Below are 16,119 nucleotides of genomic sequence, written 5' to 3' on the forward strand. Positions count from 1 at the left end.
TTCAGTCGATTGTCAACAGTTAATTTGAATTTTCTGAAAACTATTTTATTTTTCAGTATTTCAGAAGCAATTCCTTGTGACAGCTTGTTTACTATACCACTGCCGCAAGGAATCGTCAAGCACTTTTTACAAAATCTTACAAAAATCTTTTAGATTTTTTCGCAGCAATCTCCATATTGCAGCCCAATAAAACACTCAATCTGAAAAGTCCTATCATAACAAGTACGCCATAATATACATCAAATATATTTTCTTTCACTTTTTAATTAAATTGTTTTCATAATGGAAGAATTTCTGTCACTGTACCGTTAGAACTTTTCCCATAAACAGCACTTCCTCATTTGCACTGTCGTAGATCAGAAATGCAAATGGCCGTGTCAACTCAACATCTTTTATAATCGGATCCGTATCCATTGCAGACATGCACTCCATTGTCACTGCAGTCACAGCGGCAGCTTTAGTTCCATTTTCGTCTAGTTCCAGCTTTGTTTTCTGTAAAACAGAACTGACATGGACCGCTTTATCTGCAATGCCTGAAAAATCAGCATCGTCCGAAAAAACATTCTCAAGTCCTATTCTACTGAGGATATCACTTAACTCAGCGGTTGTTTCAAAATTCAGCTTAGGCATTTTACAATTAACTTCATCGTATTCCGGTTCTGATTCCAGAAGACCTTCAATATCCAGCTCATCAAGAGTAAAATCTCCTTCTGCTTTCGGCAAAATTCCAATGAAACTCAGATTATTTGCATAGTATTTTTCAAATGCTGTTGCCGCATCATTTTCATAGTAATTATCACCGATGCTTGTCATGTACTTTGTTTCTTCGTTATCGCCGAATTTTTCTTTTTCATCAGAAACATCCCATGGATCCTGGGACCATCCGGATTCGAAATACAATGAATTGGTGAGACACAATTCACTGTTTTCATTAAGCATGTCAGGTTTCATAATTTCCGGAATCAGCCCATCTGTATTTTCATTGCACCATGCATTAATAGTATTGCATGTGTTTTCTTTATCAGAAAAATCAAGAATTTCCGCCTCTGCTTCAAAATTATCTTCTGCATTTTTTTGAAATTGGTCCTGCAGAGTCAGTCCCCGATTTACCCATAAAGCATCTGCAATTTTTAATTTCGATGTATAACCATAATTTTCGTCTTCTGTATTATAGCTTTTAATTACATTCATATACTTTCTGGCATATGCTGCAAAATCATCGGTTCCTAAATATTCATTTAATGCGTTTTTCGTTTCGCCCTTGGCACCTTCTGCAATCATGCCAAGGGCGAAGTTAAGGCTTGTGGGGCTGAACATTATATTGGAATCCTGATTTTCTTTGGCTATTTCATCTGTAAGGTTAATAGAATTCTGCAGATTAACTGATTTATCAAGATCAATGTTCTTTTCAGCTGCATTTAATTCTGCGTGACTGGCTGTGGCAGCATATGCATGGATTGGAGGAGCCATGGTTGTCATGAACGTCAGTGCTCCGGCAAAAAGTTTTATTTTATTCATGTATAACCTCCTTGTACGGTCGATGAAGTCCTTTTTGCAAAGGTTTTCTGCAAGTTTTTGTTTTATTTTAACATATTTGTTTCTTCTTTCTGTTATATTAATTTTCATTTAGTATAAGCGAATTTCCGTATTTACAAGCAGCTCTCCCTCATATTGTAGTTTAACAGAGAAAAAACGTTTTTCCTCTGAAAGAAGCAGGTTCAGAAAAACTTTATCACCTTCCCATGTAGGAAGCTCTGGCACTATTTTCTTATCAACCCAGCATAGTTCGCCTTCATTGCATTCAATCAGTTCCCCGGTATATCCATCGGCTGTAAATACACACATAAGCTCAGATTCACATTCGCTGTTTATAAAGGTTACCAGGCCACGAAATTTGTAGGAAGTAAGTGTGAGTCCTGTTTCTTCTTTTACTTCACGCAGAAGACATTCTTCAGGGGATTCCTGATTTTCTGTATGTCCACCTACACCAATCCATTTGCCTTTATTTATGTCATTTTGCTTTTTTACTCTGTGAAGCATCAGATATTTGTCATCGTTTTCGATATAGCATAAAGTAGTTATTGTCATTTATTCTCCTTCCCGCAGGCGCTGCTTTTTTCTGTGAAATATAAAACAGGGGCGATGCATATCAGTTTTATACATGCCCCTGTTTACTGTTTTAAATGATTAGCTTTAGATTTCGCGTGTAGCTTCTTTCAGCCATTCTTTTTCCTCTTCTTCCAGATATGGAGAAATCTTTTTATATACCTGTGTATGATAATTATTAAGAAGTGCCCGTTCCTGCACAGTCATCAGCTCGGGAACAACAGCATCCAGATCAAACGGTACCATAGTCAGATGTTCAAAGCACATGAACTGGCCGAATGTAGTTTTCTCTGCTTTTTTGCATACGAGCAGGTTTTCGTGGCGGATTCCATATTGGTTTTCCACATAGTATCCAGGCTCATCTGATGTGATCATACCCTCTTCCAGTACTGCATTATCTCCCTGAATAATTCTCCAGCGGAAGCTGTTTGGTCCTTCATGAACATTCAGAAGATAACCAACTCCATGTCCTGTTCCATGATTAAAATCCTGTCCCATTTCCCATAACGGACCACGCGCCAGATAATCCAGATTTACACCAGTACAGCCATAACGGAATTTGGCATTTCCAAGGTTCAGCATGCCACGTAAAACAGCGGTAAAATATTTCTTCTGCTCGTCATTCACAGAGCCCATAACAATTGTGCGGGTGGTATCTGTAGTACCTTCGTAATAGTGTCCGCCTGTGTCTGCCAGAAGGAAATTGCCAGGCTCAATGGCAATATCTGTCTCTGATGTTGCAGAATAATGGTTGATTGCAGCATGAATGCCATAAGAAATAATGGGGTCAAAGCTGTTGTCGATAAAGTTCTCCTGCTGGGCACGGAAGCTGTACAGCTTCTCTCCTGCGCTTAACTCTGTTATTGGAATTTTGCCAACATTTTTCTTTAGCCAGCAGATGAATTTGGTAAGCGCAACTCCGTCTTTGATATGAGCGATACGTTCATTTTCTACTTCTACTGGATTTTTAATTGATTTTGGAAGAAAAGTCAGGTTGGCTTCATCCAGAATCGTTACTTCCTTCGGAATACTGTTTACCAGACGACAGTTGGCTTTCTTTTTACAAAGAAGAACTGTCATGTCTTTCTCAAATGTTTTTACATATTCATAAATGCTGTCATAGGGCAAAATGGTTACGCCATCCTTAGATAATGCGTCCAGAATTGAAGCCGAAAATGCTTTTTCATTTGCAAACAGCCTGATTTCTGTTTTGGTCATGACCAAATAAGAGAGAACAACCGGACAGCAATGTACATCGCCGCCACGAATATTCAGCAGCCATGCAATGTCATCCAGAGAAGTCAGTACAAATCCATCTGCACCTTTCTCTTCCATTGATTTACGGATTCTTCCACATTTGTCAGCACGGGATTCGCCTGCCCATTTTACATCCAGTTCCATAACCGGTTCGCAGGAAAGTGCCGGACGATCTTCCCATATTTCTCCTACCAGATCAGAATCCGTCTGAAGAGTGGCTCCTTTTTTTGCAAGAAGTTCGGCCAGTTCATCTGCTTCTTCGGCGCTGACGGTTCTTCCGTCAAAACCAAGGCACATTCCCTCGCCTAATTTTTCTTCCAGAAACTGGTGCACAGTGGGAACATCTGGTTCTCCCATTTTAAAAAGCTCTACACCCGTTCCCTCCAGCTGTGCGGCCGCCTGGATGAAATATCTTCCATCTGTCCACAATCCAGCCATATCCTGCATGATGACTGCTCTGCCGGCAGATCCGGTAAAACCTGTAATATATTTTCTGCACTTAAAGTATTCTCCTACATATTCAGATGCATGAAAATCATCTGTGGGAACAAGATAAGCATCTATTTTCTTCTCTGCCATTACTTCCCGAAGTGCGGTGATTCGTTCTTTAACTGTCATAAAACTGACTCCTTCCAGTGAATTTTGTCTATTCCTATTATAATATCCACGTTACCCTTTCGCAACCTGTTTAAGAAAAAACACTTTTCTATTCCCAAAAGACGTGATATACTAACTTTCGAAATGAATGATATGCAAAATAGGATTTTATGCGTCAAGTGTTCGGTGAATGGGGAGTTGTCACTGAAACGAAAAGCACGTCTTACGGTATATTATCCGCACCCGTTGCAAGCACTATAAGAGGGATATCTCATATTGTGTCAGAGCCTGCCCGAAAGGAGCTTTCTGCAAGATGCACATTGCGATTTGTGGAAACGTTTTTTAACAGGCTCAAGGGAATGTTTTCGACATACATTCTATCACAATTGGAGATATCCTTTTTTGCGTATTAAGCAGGCAGATATTCGAATTCGAAAATCCTTCCCCGGTTTTATCAAAAAAGGATAGTCTCCGCAATCAAATACAAAGGAGGTTATTTTTAATGGTTGACAAACAAAAAGTAGAACAGGCCATCCGCCTGCTTCTGGAAGGAATCGGTGAGGATATTACCCGGGAGGGACTGATTGATACTCCCGACAGAATTGCACGTATGTGCGAGGAAATTTACGGTGGTCTCGATCAGGAAGCAGATCACCATTTACTGAAGCAGTTTCCAGTAGAAAATAATGAGATCGTATTGGAAAAAGATATTACTTTTTACTCTATGTGCGAGCATCATCTGATGCCTTTTTATGGTAAGGCGCACCTGGCTTATATTCCCGATGGAAAAGTCACAGGGTTAAGCAAGCTGGCACGTACGGTAGAGGTTTATGCCAGAAGACCGCAGATCCAGGAACGCCTCACAGTACAGATTGCGGACGCTCTGGAGCGTGCCCTCTCTCCGAAGGGAATTATGGTTATGCTGGAAGCAGAACACACCTGCATGACCATGCGAGGCGTTAAAAAGCCAGGAAGCAAAACAATTACGACTGTAACCCGCGGAGCCTTCAAAGAAGATAAGGAGCTGCAGAAAATGTTCCTTTCCATGGTCGGAAAATGAGCAGTTCTTTTTCTGAAACAAACCGTATTTCTTTAATCTGGCGGCATCCCCTTTATCAAAAGCACTGTGAGAAAATACAGGAGCTTGAAAAAGATCGTATTTTCTGCAGACATACGCCGGAACACTTTCTGGATGTTGCCAGGCTGATGTATATTTATTCTCTGGAAAACAAGCTTAATCTGTCCAGGGAAATCATTTATGCCACTGCTCTTCTTCATGACATTGGCCGTGCGCAGCAATATCTGTCGGGTATTTCTCATGACATTGCAGGAGCTGAAATAGCCGGAAAGATTCTGGCCGATCTGCATTTTACAGAGCAGGAAAAAGAGGAAATATTATCTGCGATCAGTCAGCACAGGACGGATGGATCTGATAATGTATTGGCTATGCTGCTATATAAGGCTGATAAAAAGTCCAGAAATTGTTTTTCCTGTTCAGCAGCTTCAGAATGTTACTGGCCTTCTGAGAAAAAAAATCTGACAATTGAATATTAAGCCTTCTAAAAAATCTAACAGAAAGGATGGTTTCTATTTATGAAAATTGGAAATCGTTTTTTTGATACACAAAATCACACTTATATAATGGGAATTTTAAATATTACTCCTGATTCTTTTTCCGATGGCGGGAAATGGAATCATTTAGATGAAGCTTTGCGGCATACAGAAGCCATGATCGCGGATGGTGCGGATATTATCGATATTGGCGGGGAGTCTACGCGTCCCGGACACACGCCGGTCAGTGCAGAGGAAGAAGCTCAGAGAGTTTTGCCCGTTATCGAAGCGGTCAGAAAACGTTTTGACATTCCCATTTCTGTAGATACCTTCAAAAGCAGCGTGGCAGAAAGTGCGATTCAGGCCGGTGCAGATCTGGTCAACGATATCTGGGGATTAAAATATGATTCTGAAATGGGCGCTGTAATTGCCAAATATGATGCTGCATGCTGTCTCATGCACAATAAGTCCAATACAGAATATAACAATTTTCTCATTGATATGCTTTCTGAGACACAGGAATGTGTCAATCTTGCAAGAAAAGCAGGAATCAAAGATGAGAAAATCATTCTCGATCCAGGGGTTGGGTTTGGAAAAACATTTGAGATGAATCTGGAAACTATGAAGCATCTGGAGCTTTTTAAGAATCTGGGCTTTCCGGTTCTTCTTGGCACCTCACGCAAGTCGATGATCGGACTGGCACTTGACCTGCCTGTAGACCAGCGTGTAGAGGGAACACTGGCTACCAGTGTAATTGGTGTGATGAAGGGCTGTTCTTTTGTGCGTGTTCATGATGTCAAGGAGAACAGACGCGTGATCCAGATGACAGAAGCAATTTGGGGTTGTAATTGAGAGTAAAGAGGACATTCGCAATCCGCTTTGCTACTTGCTCATGAACGCAGTCGCGAAACGATTGCGTTCAAATTCCTCAAAATTGTAAATAGTCAACAGAAAGGAACAACTGTTATGGATGAAACCAGATTTGATAAAATAGAAATTAAAGAACTGGAAATTTTTGCCAACCATGGTGTCTATCCGGAAGAAAATGTACTTGGACAAAAATTTGTTATTTCTGCCACCCTCTTTACCCACACACGTCAGGCCGGGTTAACGGACGATCTGTCTGCTTCTATCAATTACGGAGAAGTCAGCCACATGATTACAGATTTCACCAGAAAACATACTTTTAAGCTTCTGGAAGCACTTGCAGAAAATCTTGCAGAGATGCTGCTCGACTCTCTTTCCGGTCTGGAACAGATCACACTGAAAATTGAAAAGCCATGGGCTCCTGTTGGTCTTCCACTGAAAACCGTATCTGTGGAAATCACAAGAAAATGGCATACTGCATACATTGCTTTTGGCTCTAATATGGGAGATAAAAAGCTGTTCATCGACAATGGGATACGTGGTTTGAAAAAAACAAAAGGATGCCGGATAGAGGCCGTTTCTGATTATCTTGTAACAGAACCTTATGGTGTTACCGATCAGGATGAATTTCTGAATGGAGTTTTGAAAATGCGTACCCTTCTTTCACCGGAAGAATTGCTGGAACGTCTTCATCAGCTGGAACAGGAGGCAAACCGGGAACGTATTATTCACTGGGGTCCTCGTACTCTGGATCTGGATATTCTCTTTTATGATCAGGAAATCATTGATACTGCAGATCTTCACATCCCCCATCCGGATATGCAGAATCGTGACTTTGTGCTGGCTCCTATGAACCAGATTGCCCCTTACCTCAGGCATCCTGTACTAAATCAGACAATTTCACAGCTTTTAAATATTCTTCTTTGCCGCTAAACGAACATGTCGCCTACCGGAGACATCACATATGAAAGTCAGCTGTTCCGCGCCTATGACGCTCCCACAGCTGCCGACCGCATTCGTAATCCGTGCTATCACGCCACCGTACGGTTCCGTATACAGCGGTTCAACCAACTTAACAAGTGACAATCTAACATTGGGGCTGCCGGAAAACAGGCAGCCCCTTGTGTAATAATTCGCATCTGCTGTCAGGAAGTGAGACGCTGTCCGCAATATTCACAGTTGCACAGGCGCCCTTTTATTATCTGATTCTTTGCACCGCAGCTGGGACAGGTAACTGTAATATAAATCTTCTCATTCACACGTCTGTTTGGTGCAGTAATCAATATATAATTTTCTTCTCTGTCTATCTGAATATTTCGAATATACCCTTTGGCAATCATTTTTTCCAATTTCCTTACAGCATCTTTTCCCATCTCAGTCTCAAACTTCTCAAATGAGAGCGTGCTCTGGGCATAAGATTCAAACCAACAGGCTATTTCTCTGGCTTTTTTCTTCTTCAATGCTTTTTGGATTTCCCGGAAGGTGGGATACAAAAATAACAATCCCAGTATAATCTCCGTTGCTGCCATTCCCCAGCGTCCTTCACCAATATATTTCTCTGCTGCGCCAATAGCTCCCAGAGTAAAAAGTATACAGAAGCCACAAAGAACCCATTTCAGTTTTCCTAACACTCCTGTTTTTTTATTCTTTTCTGTTAAAAAATCATTCATGTCTGTTTCCTCTTTCCCCAATTAATCAATCTCTGTTATATACGAAAGCCTGTTTAAAAAATCATTCCTGCAATCTGCACGCCCTGATGAATCTTCTGTCAGCATATACCCAAATCCGTCTGTCAGCCAGCTCCCAGCAAAAGCCACGCATCGCCTAACGGATCGTAATAATAAACCACATTATCTCCTGCCGCATAATATTTTTCTTTTGTAAAATGTTCCTCATGATCTGTCCCTATAACAAATACCGGACAGTTTCTTCCCTCAATATACTCCTCCGTACCGGTATACCACAGGGACATTCCAAGACCAAGGTAATAACTACCTTCGTCTGTTTGCGCAATCAAGTCCCTGGCAATATTTATATCCAATGAATAATCATACTCTGATTGATACTCATCCCAATCATAATATATTGAAAAATCATAGCAGTAGGCTTCCGCTGGATCATTGTCGTTCCATCTGCAGTTATCGTTATTTTGCCATCAGCATACTCACATTCTACCGTTTGATCGCTATAAGTCATCAACAATTTATCATTTTCTATTTTCCACTCTGATTGATCTGCCTCTGGTTCTTCCCCACTGTAGGACGTTATGGTTTCCATCTGACCGCCTTCTTTAATATCCACGGTCACTTCCATTCCCATTACTCCTGGATGAAACAAAATGTCTCCACCCATGGAAAGCTCATTTACATACCAGGTTCCAATAACATCCTTTTCTTCAAGTGCATAAGCATTCACGCTCATCAGGCCTGTCATTAAGACTCCAACTGTTCCAGCCACCCACAGTCTCATTTTTTTGTTCATAAAAACATCTCCCTTCTTGTTATTATCGTGTTTTTTGTTATTTTCATTATACGTGAATGCTTTCCTATTTGCACTAGCACTTCTGACAGTAACTGAACCGATCGGGTACATCGAATATTAAGTAACCGCCATATTGACTTGTCTGATTTTTCATCTGCTGCGCCTACGTCAGTCACCGTAGCCACCCAGAATTTAATCCACACAAGAAAAGCCTGTGATACCACCCTTTTTAGGCAGTATCGCAGGCTCACTTTACGCTACGACATAATAAACATTACATGTTTATATTACATGTTTATATTATATATTTATAATGCGGACTTGCCGCGGGTAATTCTTATTCCTCTGTTCCGTACAGAGTGATCAACTTCTGCAGATACTCGTATCTTGCCTTAGCCTCGGACTGGTTCTTAGCGAACAGTCTGGCAGCTTTCTCAGGATTCTGACGCTGTAAGGAGTTGTAACGAACCTCGCCATTCAGGAATTCCTGATAATCTGTCATATCCGGTGCTTTGGAATCAAGGCTGAACTTGCTTCCCTCAGCAGCTGGATTGAAGCGGAAGTTGTGCCAGTATCCACACTTAACAGCAAGCTCTTCCTCTGTCTGAGCTTTTGACATACCTTTCTTAATACCATGGTTGATACATGGAGCGTATGCAATGATAAGGGATGGTCCCGGATAAGCCTCTGCCTCTGCAATTGCTTTGATAGCCTGGTTGAAGTCAGCTCCCATAGAGATCTGAGCAACATATACATAACCATAGCTCATTGCGATAGAAGCCATATCTTTCTTCTTGGTCTCTTTACCGCCAGCTGCGAACTGTGCGATTGCACCTGTAGGTGTAGACTTGGAAGACTGTCCGCCTGTGTTGGAGTAAACCTCTGTATCGAATACCATAACGTTGATGTCACGTCCACTTGCGAGAACATGGTCAACACCACCGAATCCGATATCGTAAGCCCATCCGTCACCACCGAAGATCCACTGGGATTTCTTAGCAAGGAAGTCTTTCTGTGTAAGAATGTCTTTTGCCTTGTCGCATCCGCAAGCCTCAAGAGCTGCAACCAGTTTCTCTGTTGCTGCACCGTTGGTAGCACCGCATGCGAAAGTATCCAGCCATTCCTGACCAGCAGCTTTAACGTCTGCATTGTCACCGTTAGCTACAACATCTTCAATTTTTGCTTTCAAGCCATCACGGATAGCTTTCTGAGCAAGAAGCATACCATAACCGAACTCAGCATTATCCTCAAATAAGGAGTTGCCCCATGCAGGACCCTGTCCCTTAGCATTTACGGTATATGGTGTAGAAGGTGAGGAGTTACCCCAGATAGAGGAGCATCCTGTAGCGTTTGCAATGTACATTCTGTCACCAAACAGCTGGGTGATCAGTTTGGCGTAAGGTGTCTCACCACATCCAGCACAAGCTCCTGAGAACTCAAGAAGCGGCTGTTTGAACTGGCTTCCCTTAACAGTTGTCTCTTTGAATTTAGCGATAACGTCTTCTTTAACCGGAAGAGTTACACCGTAATCGAAGTATTTCTGCTCTCCCATGTTTGCTTCAAGGTTTTCCATAGCAAGTGCCTTAGCACCTTTCTTGCCTGGGCAGACATTCGCACAGGAACCACATCCTGTACAGTCAAGAGCGGATACAGTCATTGTGAACTGATACTCATCTTTCATACCAGTCATTGGTAATGTCTTGATTCCCTCCGGAGCATTTGCAGCCTCTTCAGCTGTAAGAGCTACCGGACGGATAACTGCGTGCGGGCAGACATAAGCACATCTGTTACACTGGATACAGTTCTCCGGATTCCATACAGGGATATTTACAGCGATACCACGTTTCTCGTATGCAGCAGCACCGGATGGTGTAGTACCGTCAACATAATCTTTAAATGCAGATACAGGCAGTGTATTACCTTCCTGAGCATTAACCTTAGCCTGGATGTTGTTAACGAAATCAACAACTTCCTGACGTCCTTCTGTAGCGTGAGTCATATGAAGACCCTCGTCTGCAGCATCTTTCCAGCTCTCTGGAACCTGAATCTCAACAACCTGCTTAGCACCAGCATCGATAGCTGCCCAGTTCTTCTGAACAACATCATCACCTTTACGTCCGTATGTTGCTTTCGCAGCAGCCTTCATAAGCTCGATAGCCTGCTCCTCCGGAATGATTCCGGTAAGTTTGAAGAATGCGGACTGAAGGATTGTGTTGATACGTGTTGGTCCCATGCCAGTCTCAATACCGATCTTAACACCGTCGATGGTGTAGAATTTGATACCGTGGTTAGCGATGAATGCCTTAACCTGTCCTGGAAGATGTTTTTCAAGACCTTCCATATCCCATGCACAGTTCAGAAGGAATGTACCGCCGTCAACCAGTTCCTGTACCATGTTATATTTGTTCACATAGGACGGATTGTGGCATGCTACAAAGTTTGCTTTGTGGATCAGGTAGGTAGATTTGATCGGTTTCTTACCAAAACGAAGGTGGGACATTGTAACACCACCTGACTTCTTGGAGTCATAATCAAAGTATGCCTGAGCGTACATATCTGTATTGTCACCGATGATCTTGATGGAGTTTTTGTTAGCACCTACAGTACCATCAGCACCAAGTCCCCAGAACTTACAGTTTGTTGTTCCCTCTGGAGTAGTTACAAGCGGAGCGCCTGTCTCAAGAGAAAGGTTTGTAACATCATCAACGATACCAAGAGTAAATTTCTCTTTCTCAGTATTGTCATAAACAGCTACGATCTGAGCCGGTGTTGTGTCCTTGGAACCAAGTCCGTAACGTCCGGTGAAGATCTTAACGCCGTCAAATTTGCTGTTCTTAAGTGCAGCAACAACATCAAGATACAGAGGCTCGCCCTGAGCTCCTGGCTCTTTCGTTCTGTCAAGAACTGTGATCTGTTTAACTGTCTCAGGAATAGCATCGATAAGAGCCTGTGCGCAGAATGGTCTGTAAAGACGAACTTTAACAACACCAACTTTTCTGCCAGCTGCCATTAAGTAGTCGATTGTCTCCTCGATTGTATCATTTACAGAACCCATAGCTACGATAACGTGCTCTGCGTCTGCTGCTCCATAGTAGTTGAACAGCTTGTAATCAGTACCGATCTTAGCGTTAACTTTGTCCATGTACTCCTGTACGACTGCCGGAAGAGCATCGTAGTATGGGTTACATGCCTCTCTTGCCTGGAAGAAGATATCCGGGTTCTGAGCGGAACCTCTCTGACATGGATGGTTCGGATTCAGTGCGTGATCACGAAATGCCTGGATAGCGTCCATATCTGCCATATCTTTCAGGTCTTCATAGTCCCATGTCTCAATCTTCTGGATCTCGTGAGATGTACGGAATCCGTCGAAGAAGTTGATGAACGGAACTTTTCCCTTGATTGCTGCAAGGTGTGCTACCGGAGTAAGGTCCATAACTTCCTGTACGGAAGACTCACACAGCATTGCACAACCAGTCTGACGACAGGCCATAACATCGGAATGATCTCCGAAAATGGAAAGTGCGTGGGAAGCAAGTGCACGAGCGGATACGTTGAATACACCCGGAAGCTGCTCACCAGCAATCTTGTAAAGGTTCGGGATCATCAGTAACAGACCCTGGGATGCTGTATAGGTAGTAGTAAGGGCACCAGCTGCAAGAGATCCGTGTACTGCACCAGCAGCACCAGCCTCAGACTGCATCTCTGTTACCTGTACTTCCTGTCCAAAGATGTTCTTTCTTCCCTGGGTTGCCCACTCGTCTGTAGCCTCAGCCATAACAGATGAAGGGGTGATCGGGTAAATTGCAGCTACATCAGAAAAAGCGTATGATGCATGAGCGGCTGCATGGTTACCATCCATGGTTTTCATCTTTCTTGCCATAGTTTGTTTTTCCTCCTTAAAGGTATGATGAAAATAATATTTCTAGACACCATGTGTCTAAAAGTCCATATGACATTATAGCATAATCTTCCAATGATGTCTATTTTGATTTTTGTATATTATCACATACAAAGATTACCAGTAAGCATAAAAAAAGCCAGCCAGATACTCCTTTATGGAGTCTGACCAGCTTTTTAGCATATTACATTTCCGGCATGAGAACTTCCTGAAGGGATTTTCTCTTAAGCATTTCCCACACCCCCTGCTGAATCTCACAGAGTTCTCTGTGCATGTAGCAAGGAAGATGATCTCCTTTTCCATCTGTTGGACACTCATAACCTGAAGCCATACATTCTATAATGAACAAATCCGGGTCAATAGCCTTATATACGTCAAACAGAGTCAGTTCACCAAGTGATTTATTCATGGCATATCCACCATGGACTCCGCGATATCCTTTCACAATACCGGCTTTCTGAAGTTTCTTTAGTATCTTATAGGCAAAGGGAGCGGTAATGGATTCCTTCTCGCAGATTTCATTAACGCTAAGGCGAGTTTCCCCTGACAGTGCCCGAAGAACTCTTGCTGCGTAATCGCACTCTCTTGTAATAAACATGTCTGTACCTTCTCCTTACTGGACACAAATCATACTGATTCTTATATTATGTCCCTTTTCTTCTCTTCCCCTCCCAGTATGTTCAAATTATAGCAATTTTCAACTTCTATTTCAATAGTTTTTTAATTTTTTTAACATTAATTTCACACTATTTTTAGTTATCGACTGTTTTTAGACGTTTATTTATTTCCAGGCAGATTTCTTCCGCTGTCCGATTGTCTGTTTTTATAACAAAGTCTGCAGCAGCTTCATACTTGGGACGCCTTGCCTCCATCAATTCTTTTATGTATTCCGGATTCATATTTTTTTCCAGAAGAGGTCTGTTGTGGCTGCCTTTCACTCTTTCGTAAACAGTCTCTGGTTCTGCTGTCAAAAGAACAATCGTTCCATTCTTCTTCATCTCATCTACATTGCACTGACGCATTACAGTTCCTCCGCCACACGATACTACGATATTATCCATGGCAGAAATTTTTTTTACAAGTTCGGTCTCCAGATTCCGAAAATATTCTTCCCCTTTTTTTTCAAAAATTTCTGGAATGCTCATTCCCTGTTCCTGAACAATCTGCTCATCCATCTCAATTTTGTCAAAACCGCATACCTCATGCAGGCAATTCAGGATCATACTTTTACCGGTTCCCATAAAACCGGTAAGATATATCTGTTTCTTCGGCATAATTTTTCCTCCAGTTGAATGCCAGGGAAGCAGCACCGTACACCACCTTTTAGAAAAAACTTCCGGTGCTTTTATTCATTCTGGCATTATATTCAGCCATTATAACAGCGGCTTTTTTTTTTGTAAAGTCTAAGGTTTTTGGATTTTGTGAGTTTTCTCCATGTTTCTGCTGTAAAACAGCCTTTAAACAAGAAATAATTGTTGCAAATTTGCCAGTTTACGATAAAATGAAAATCGGCTATACTTATCATTATATGTGTATTTATAAGGATAACGTTTTAATATAGGAGGAAAATATGATTTCAGCAAACAATATTACTTTGCGAGTTGGAAAGAAAGCTCTTTTCGAAGATGTTAATATCAAATTTACAGAAGGAAACTGCTACGGACTTATTGGCGCCAACGGTGCAGGAAAATCTACATTTCTGAAGATTCTTTCCGGTCAGCTGGAGCCTACCAAGGGCGACATTGTGATCACACCAGGACAGCGTCTCTCTTTTTTACAGCAGGATCACTTCAAATATGATGCCTATACAGTTCTCGACACTGTAATTATGGGTAACCTTCGTCTCTATGAGATCATGAAAGAGAAGGAAGCCATTTACGCCAAGGAGGATTTTACCGACGAAGACGGAATCCGTGCCAGCGAGCTTGAAGGTGAATTCGCAGAGATGAACGGATGGGAAGCAGAATCCGATGCTGCTACTCTTCTGAACGGTCTTGGAATTGACACTGAATTCCACTATGCACAGATGGCTGACCTGACCGGTAGCATGAAGGTCAAGGTTCTTCTTGCACAGGCACTTTTCGGAAATCCTGACATTCTGCTGCTGGATGAGCCTACCAACCATCTGGATCTTCCCGCGATTGAGTGGCTTGAAGAATTCCTGATCAATTTTGATAATACTGTTATCGTGGTATCCCATGACCGTTACTTCCTGAACAAGGTTTGTACACAGACTGCTGATATTGATTATGGTAAAATTCAGCTGTACGCAGGTAACTATGATTTCTGGTATGAATCCAGCCAGCTTCTGATCAAGCAGATGAAAGAAGCAAACAAGAAAAAAGAAGAGAAGATCAAAGAGCTCCAGGAATTTATTTCCCGATTCAGCGCTAACGCTTCCAAGTCCAAGCAGGCAACCTCCCGTAAGAGAGCCCTTGAGAAGATCCAGCTGGATGACATGCGTCCTTCCAGCCGTAAATATCCCTACATCGACTTCCGCCCAAACCGTGAAATTGGAAATGAAGTTCTCATGGTCGAAAATCTTTCCAAAACCATTGACGGCGTGAAGGTTCTGGATAACATTTCCTTCACTCTTGGACGTGAGGACAAGGTTGCTTTCGTTGGTGCCAATGAGCAGGCGATCACTACTTTCTTCAAGATCATCACTGGAGAAATGGAACCGGATGAAGGTAATTACAAATGGGGAATCACTACCACCCAGGCTTATTTTCCCAAAGACAATACTCAGGAATTCGATAACGATCTTACGATCACAGACTGGCTGACACAGTATTCTGAGATCAAGGACGCCACTTATGTGCGTGGTTTCCTTGGACGTATGCTCTTCCCTGGTGAGGATGGTGTGAAACGTGTCCGCGTACTTTCCGGTGGCGAGAAGGTTCGCTGCCTTCTTTCCAAAATGATGATTTCCGGTGCCAACATCCTGATTCTGGATGAGCCTACCAACCATCTGGACATGGAGTCCATCACTGCATTGAACAATGGTCTGATCAAGTTTCCGGGGGTAATTCTTTTCACCTCTCATGATCATCAGTTTGTTCAGACAACTGCAAACCGTATTATGGAAATCCTTCCAAATGGTACTATGATTGACAAGATCACTACTTATGACGAATATCTTGCAAGTGATGAGATGGCTAAAAAGCGCCATGTCTTTGAGATTACTGAAGAAGACGCTCAGGATAATTAAAACGCGTTTGAAAAGTCTTTCCGCAAGATATACGACGCAAATTTTCCAAACACATTCTTAAAAAGCTCCTCCTGTCAAATCAACTGACAGGAGGAGCTTTTCGCAGATATTGCTGTTTGCTTTTCTAGAGCATGTTTGAAAATGGGTTCAG

15 protein-coding genes and 1 riboswitch are annotated in these 16,119 nt (G+C 42.2%); of the genes, 6 read left to right on the plus strand and 9 right to left on the minus strand.

The features are described 5' to 3' along the window. Positions 1-297: 297 nt before the first annotated feature. From AB5170_RS10970 to AB5170_RS10980, 3 genes are all read right to left on the minus strand, one after another. Positions 298-1,518, minus strand: a complete 1,221-nt coding sequence (locus tag AB5170_RS10970) for a serpin family protein (protein ID WP_148462226.1) — start codon at positions 1,516-1,518, stop codon at positions 298-300. 108 nt (positions 1,519-1,626) lie between these two features. Then, positions 1,627-2,088 (minus strand): 8-oxo-dGTP diphosphatase, encoded by a 462-nt coding sequence (locus AB5170_RS10975; protein ID WP_187565516.1) that lies wholly within the window; start codon positions 2,086-2,088, stop codon positions 1,627-1,629. Positions 2,089-2,193: 105 nt separating this feature from the next. Further along, entirely contained in the window at positions 2,194-3,981 is a 1,788-nt protein-coding gene (locus AB5170_RS10980; protein ID WP_173772583.1) for an aminopeptidase P family protein, read from the minus strand. A 133-nt stretch (positions 3,982-4,114) separates the two neighbouring features. Next, positions 4,115-4,211, plus strand: a riboswitch (THF riboswitch). A 251-nt stretch (positions 4,212-4,462) separates the two neighbouring features. On the opposite strand from AB5170_RS10980, the gene folE reads away from it, so the two are divergent. From folE to AB5170_RS11005, 5 genes are all read left to right on the plus strand, one after another. Continuing rightward, a complete protein-coding gene (gene folE / locus AB5170_RS10985; protein ID WP_118581498.1) occupies positions 4,463-5,020 on the plus strand; it encodes a GTP cyclohydrolase I FolE in 558 nt (185 codons plus the stop codon). Further along, entirely contained in the window at positions 5,017-5,514 is a 498-nt protein-coding gene (locus tag AB5170_RS10990; RefSeq protein ID WP_118581495.1) for an HD domain-containing protein, read from the plus strand. The genes folE and AB5170_RS10990 overlap by 4 nt, the downstream gene beginning before the upstream one ends. Positions 5,515-5,553: 39 nt before the next feature. Beyond that, on the plus strand, positions 5,554-6,363 hold the full coding sequence (gene folP / locus AB5170_RS10995; RefSeq protein WP_118581492.1) for a dihydropteroate synthase: 810 nt from the start codon (positions 5,554-5,556) through the stop codon (positions 6,361-6,363). A 114-nt stretch (positions 6,364-6,477) separates the two neighbouring features. After that, positions 6,478-7,311, plus strand: coding sequence for a 2-amino-4-hydroxy-6-hydroxymethyldihydropteridine diphosphokinase (folK, locus tag AB5170_RS11000; RefSeq protein ID WP_118581489.1), 834 nt, complete (start codon positions 6,478-6,480; stop codon positions 7,309-7,311). 31 nt (positions 7,312-7,342) lie between these two features. Then, positions 7,343-7,507 (plus strand): hypothetical protein, encoded by a 165-nt coding sequence (locus AB5170_RS11005; protein ID WP_173772581.1) that lies wholly within the window; start codon positions 7,343-7,345, stop codon positions 7,505-7,507. 16 nt (positions 7,508-7,523) lie between these two features. On the opposite strand, the gene AB5170_RS11010 is transcribed toward AB5170_RS11005, so the two are convergent. From AB5170_RS11010 to AB5170_RS11035, 6 genes are all read right to left on the minus strand, one after another. Continuing rightward, complete coding sequence (locus AB5170_RS11010) at positions 7,524-8,048, minus strand: hypothetical protein (RefSeq protein ID WP_173719453.1); 525 nt, start codon at positions 8,046-8,048, stop codon at positions 7,524-7,526. Positions 8,049-8,170: 122 nt separating this feature from the next. Next, positions 8,171-8,419 (minus strand): hypothetical protein, encoded by a 249-nt coding sequence (locus AB5170_RS11015; protein ID WP_237926005.1) that lies wholly within the window; start codon positions 8,417-8,419, stop codon positions 8,171-8,173. Then, entirely contained in the window at positions 8,410-8,859 is a 450-nt protein-coding gene (locus AB5170_RS11020; protein ID WP_237926004.1) for a hypothetical protein, read from the minus strand. The genes AB5170_RS11015 and AB5170_RS11020 overlap by 10 nt, the downstream gene beginning before the upstream one ends. Before the next feature lie 337 nt (positions 8,860-9,196). Beyond that, positions 9,197-12,739 (minus strand): pyruvate:ferredoxin (flavodoxin) oxidoreductase, encoded by a 3,543-nt coding sequence (nifJ, locus tag AB5170_RS11025; RefSeq protein WP_148462236.1) that lies wholly within the window; start codon positions 12,737-12,739, stop codon positions 9,197-9,199. Between the two features lie 202 nt (positions 12,740-12,941). After that, positions 12,942-13,355, minus strand: a complete 414-nt coding sequence (locus AB5170_RS11030) for an Rrf2 family transcriptional regulator (protein ID WP_118581465.1) — start codon at positions 13,353-13,355, stop codon at positions 12,942-12,944. A 154-nt stretch (positions 13,356-13,509) separates the two neighbouring features. Next, positions 13,510-14,031: a shikimate kinase gene (locus tag AB5170_RS11035; RefSeq protein ID WP_148462237.1), complete on the minus strand. Its 522-nt coding sequence runs from the start codon at positions 14,029-14,031 to the stop codon at positions 13,510-13,512. Between the two features lie 296 nt (positions 14,032-14,327). Here AB5170_RS11035 and AB5170_RS11040 point away from each other — a divergent pair, with 296 nt between their 5' ends. Beyond that, on the plus strand, positions 14,328-15,968 hold the full coding sequence (locus AB5170_RS11040) for an ABC-F family ATP-binding cassette domain-containing protein (RefSeq protein WP_118581462.1): 1,641 nt from the start codon (positions 14,328-14,330) through the stop codon (positions 15,966-15,968). Positions 15,969-16,119: the final 151 nt, after the last annotated feature.

The organism is Ruminococcus sp. RTP21484sp1_RTP21281st1_A8_RTP21281_210402, from assembly GCF_040914025.1.
Lineage (GTDB): Bacteria > Bacillota > Clostridia > Lachnospirales > Lachnospiraceae > Blautia_A > Blautia_A faecis.

What these genes read in the sequence shown, in the direction of transcription:
- AB5170_RS10970 (WP_148462226.1), bottom strand. Translation starts at nt 1,518, where the DNA reads ATGAATAAAATAAAACTTTTTGCCGGAGCACTGACGTTCATGACAACC.
- AB5170_RS10975 (WP_187565516.1), bottom strand. Translation starts at nt 2,088, where the DNA reads ATGACAATAACTACTTTATGCTATATCGAAAACGATGACAAATATCTG.
- AB5170_RS10980 (WP_173772583.1), bottom strand. Translation starts at nt 3,981, where the DNA reads ATGACAGTTAAAGAACGAATCACCGCACTTCGGGAAGTAATGGCAGAG.
- folE (WP_118581498.1), top strand. Translation starts at nt 4,463, where the DNA reads ATGGTTGACAAACAAAAAGTAGAACAGGCCATCCGCCTGCTTCTGGAA.
- AB5170_RS10990 (WP_118581495.1), top strand. Translation starts at nt 5,017, where the DNA reads ATGAGCAGTTCTTTTTCTGAAACAAACCGTATTTCTTTAATCTGGCGG.
- folP (WP_118581492.1), top strand. Translation starts at nt 5,554, where the DNA reads ATGAAAATTGGAAATCGTTTTTTTGATACACAAAATCACACTTATATA.
- folK (WP_118581489.1), top strand. Translation starts at nt 6,478, where the DNA reads ATGGATGAAACCAGATTTGATAAAATAGAAATTAAAGAACTGGAAATT.
- AB5170_RS11005 (WP_173772581.1), top strand. Translation starts at nt 7,343, where the DNA reads ATGAAAGTCAGCTGTTCCGCGCCTATGACGCTCCCACAGCTGCCGACC.
- AB5170_RS11010 (WP_173719453.1), bottom strand. Translation starts at nt 8,048, where the DNA reads ATGAATGATTTTTTAACAGAAAAGAATAAAAAAACAGGAGTGTTAGGA.
- AB5170_RS11020 (WP_237926004.1), bottom strand. Translation starts at nt 8,859, where the DNA reads ATGAACAAAAAAATGAGACTGTGGGTGGCTGGAACAGTTGGAGTCTTA.
- nifJ (WP_148462236.1), bottom strand. Translation starts at nt 12,739, where the DNA reads ATGGCAAGAAAGATGAAAACCATGGATGGTAACCATGCAGCCGCTCAT.
- AB5170_RS11030 (WP_118581465.1), bottom strand. Translation starts at nt 13,355, where the DNA reads ATGTTTATTACAAGAGAGTGCGATTACGCAGCAAGAGTTCTTCGGGCA.
- AB5170_RS11035 (WP_148462237.1), bottom strand. Translation starts at nt 14,031, where the DNA reads ATGCCGAAGAAACAGATATATCTTACCGGTTTTATGGGAACCGGTAAA.
- AB5170_RS11040 (WP_118581462.1), top strand. Translation starts at nt 14,328, where the DNA reads ATGATTTCAGCAAACAATATTACTTTGCGAGTTGGAAAGAAAGCTCTT.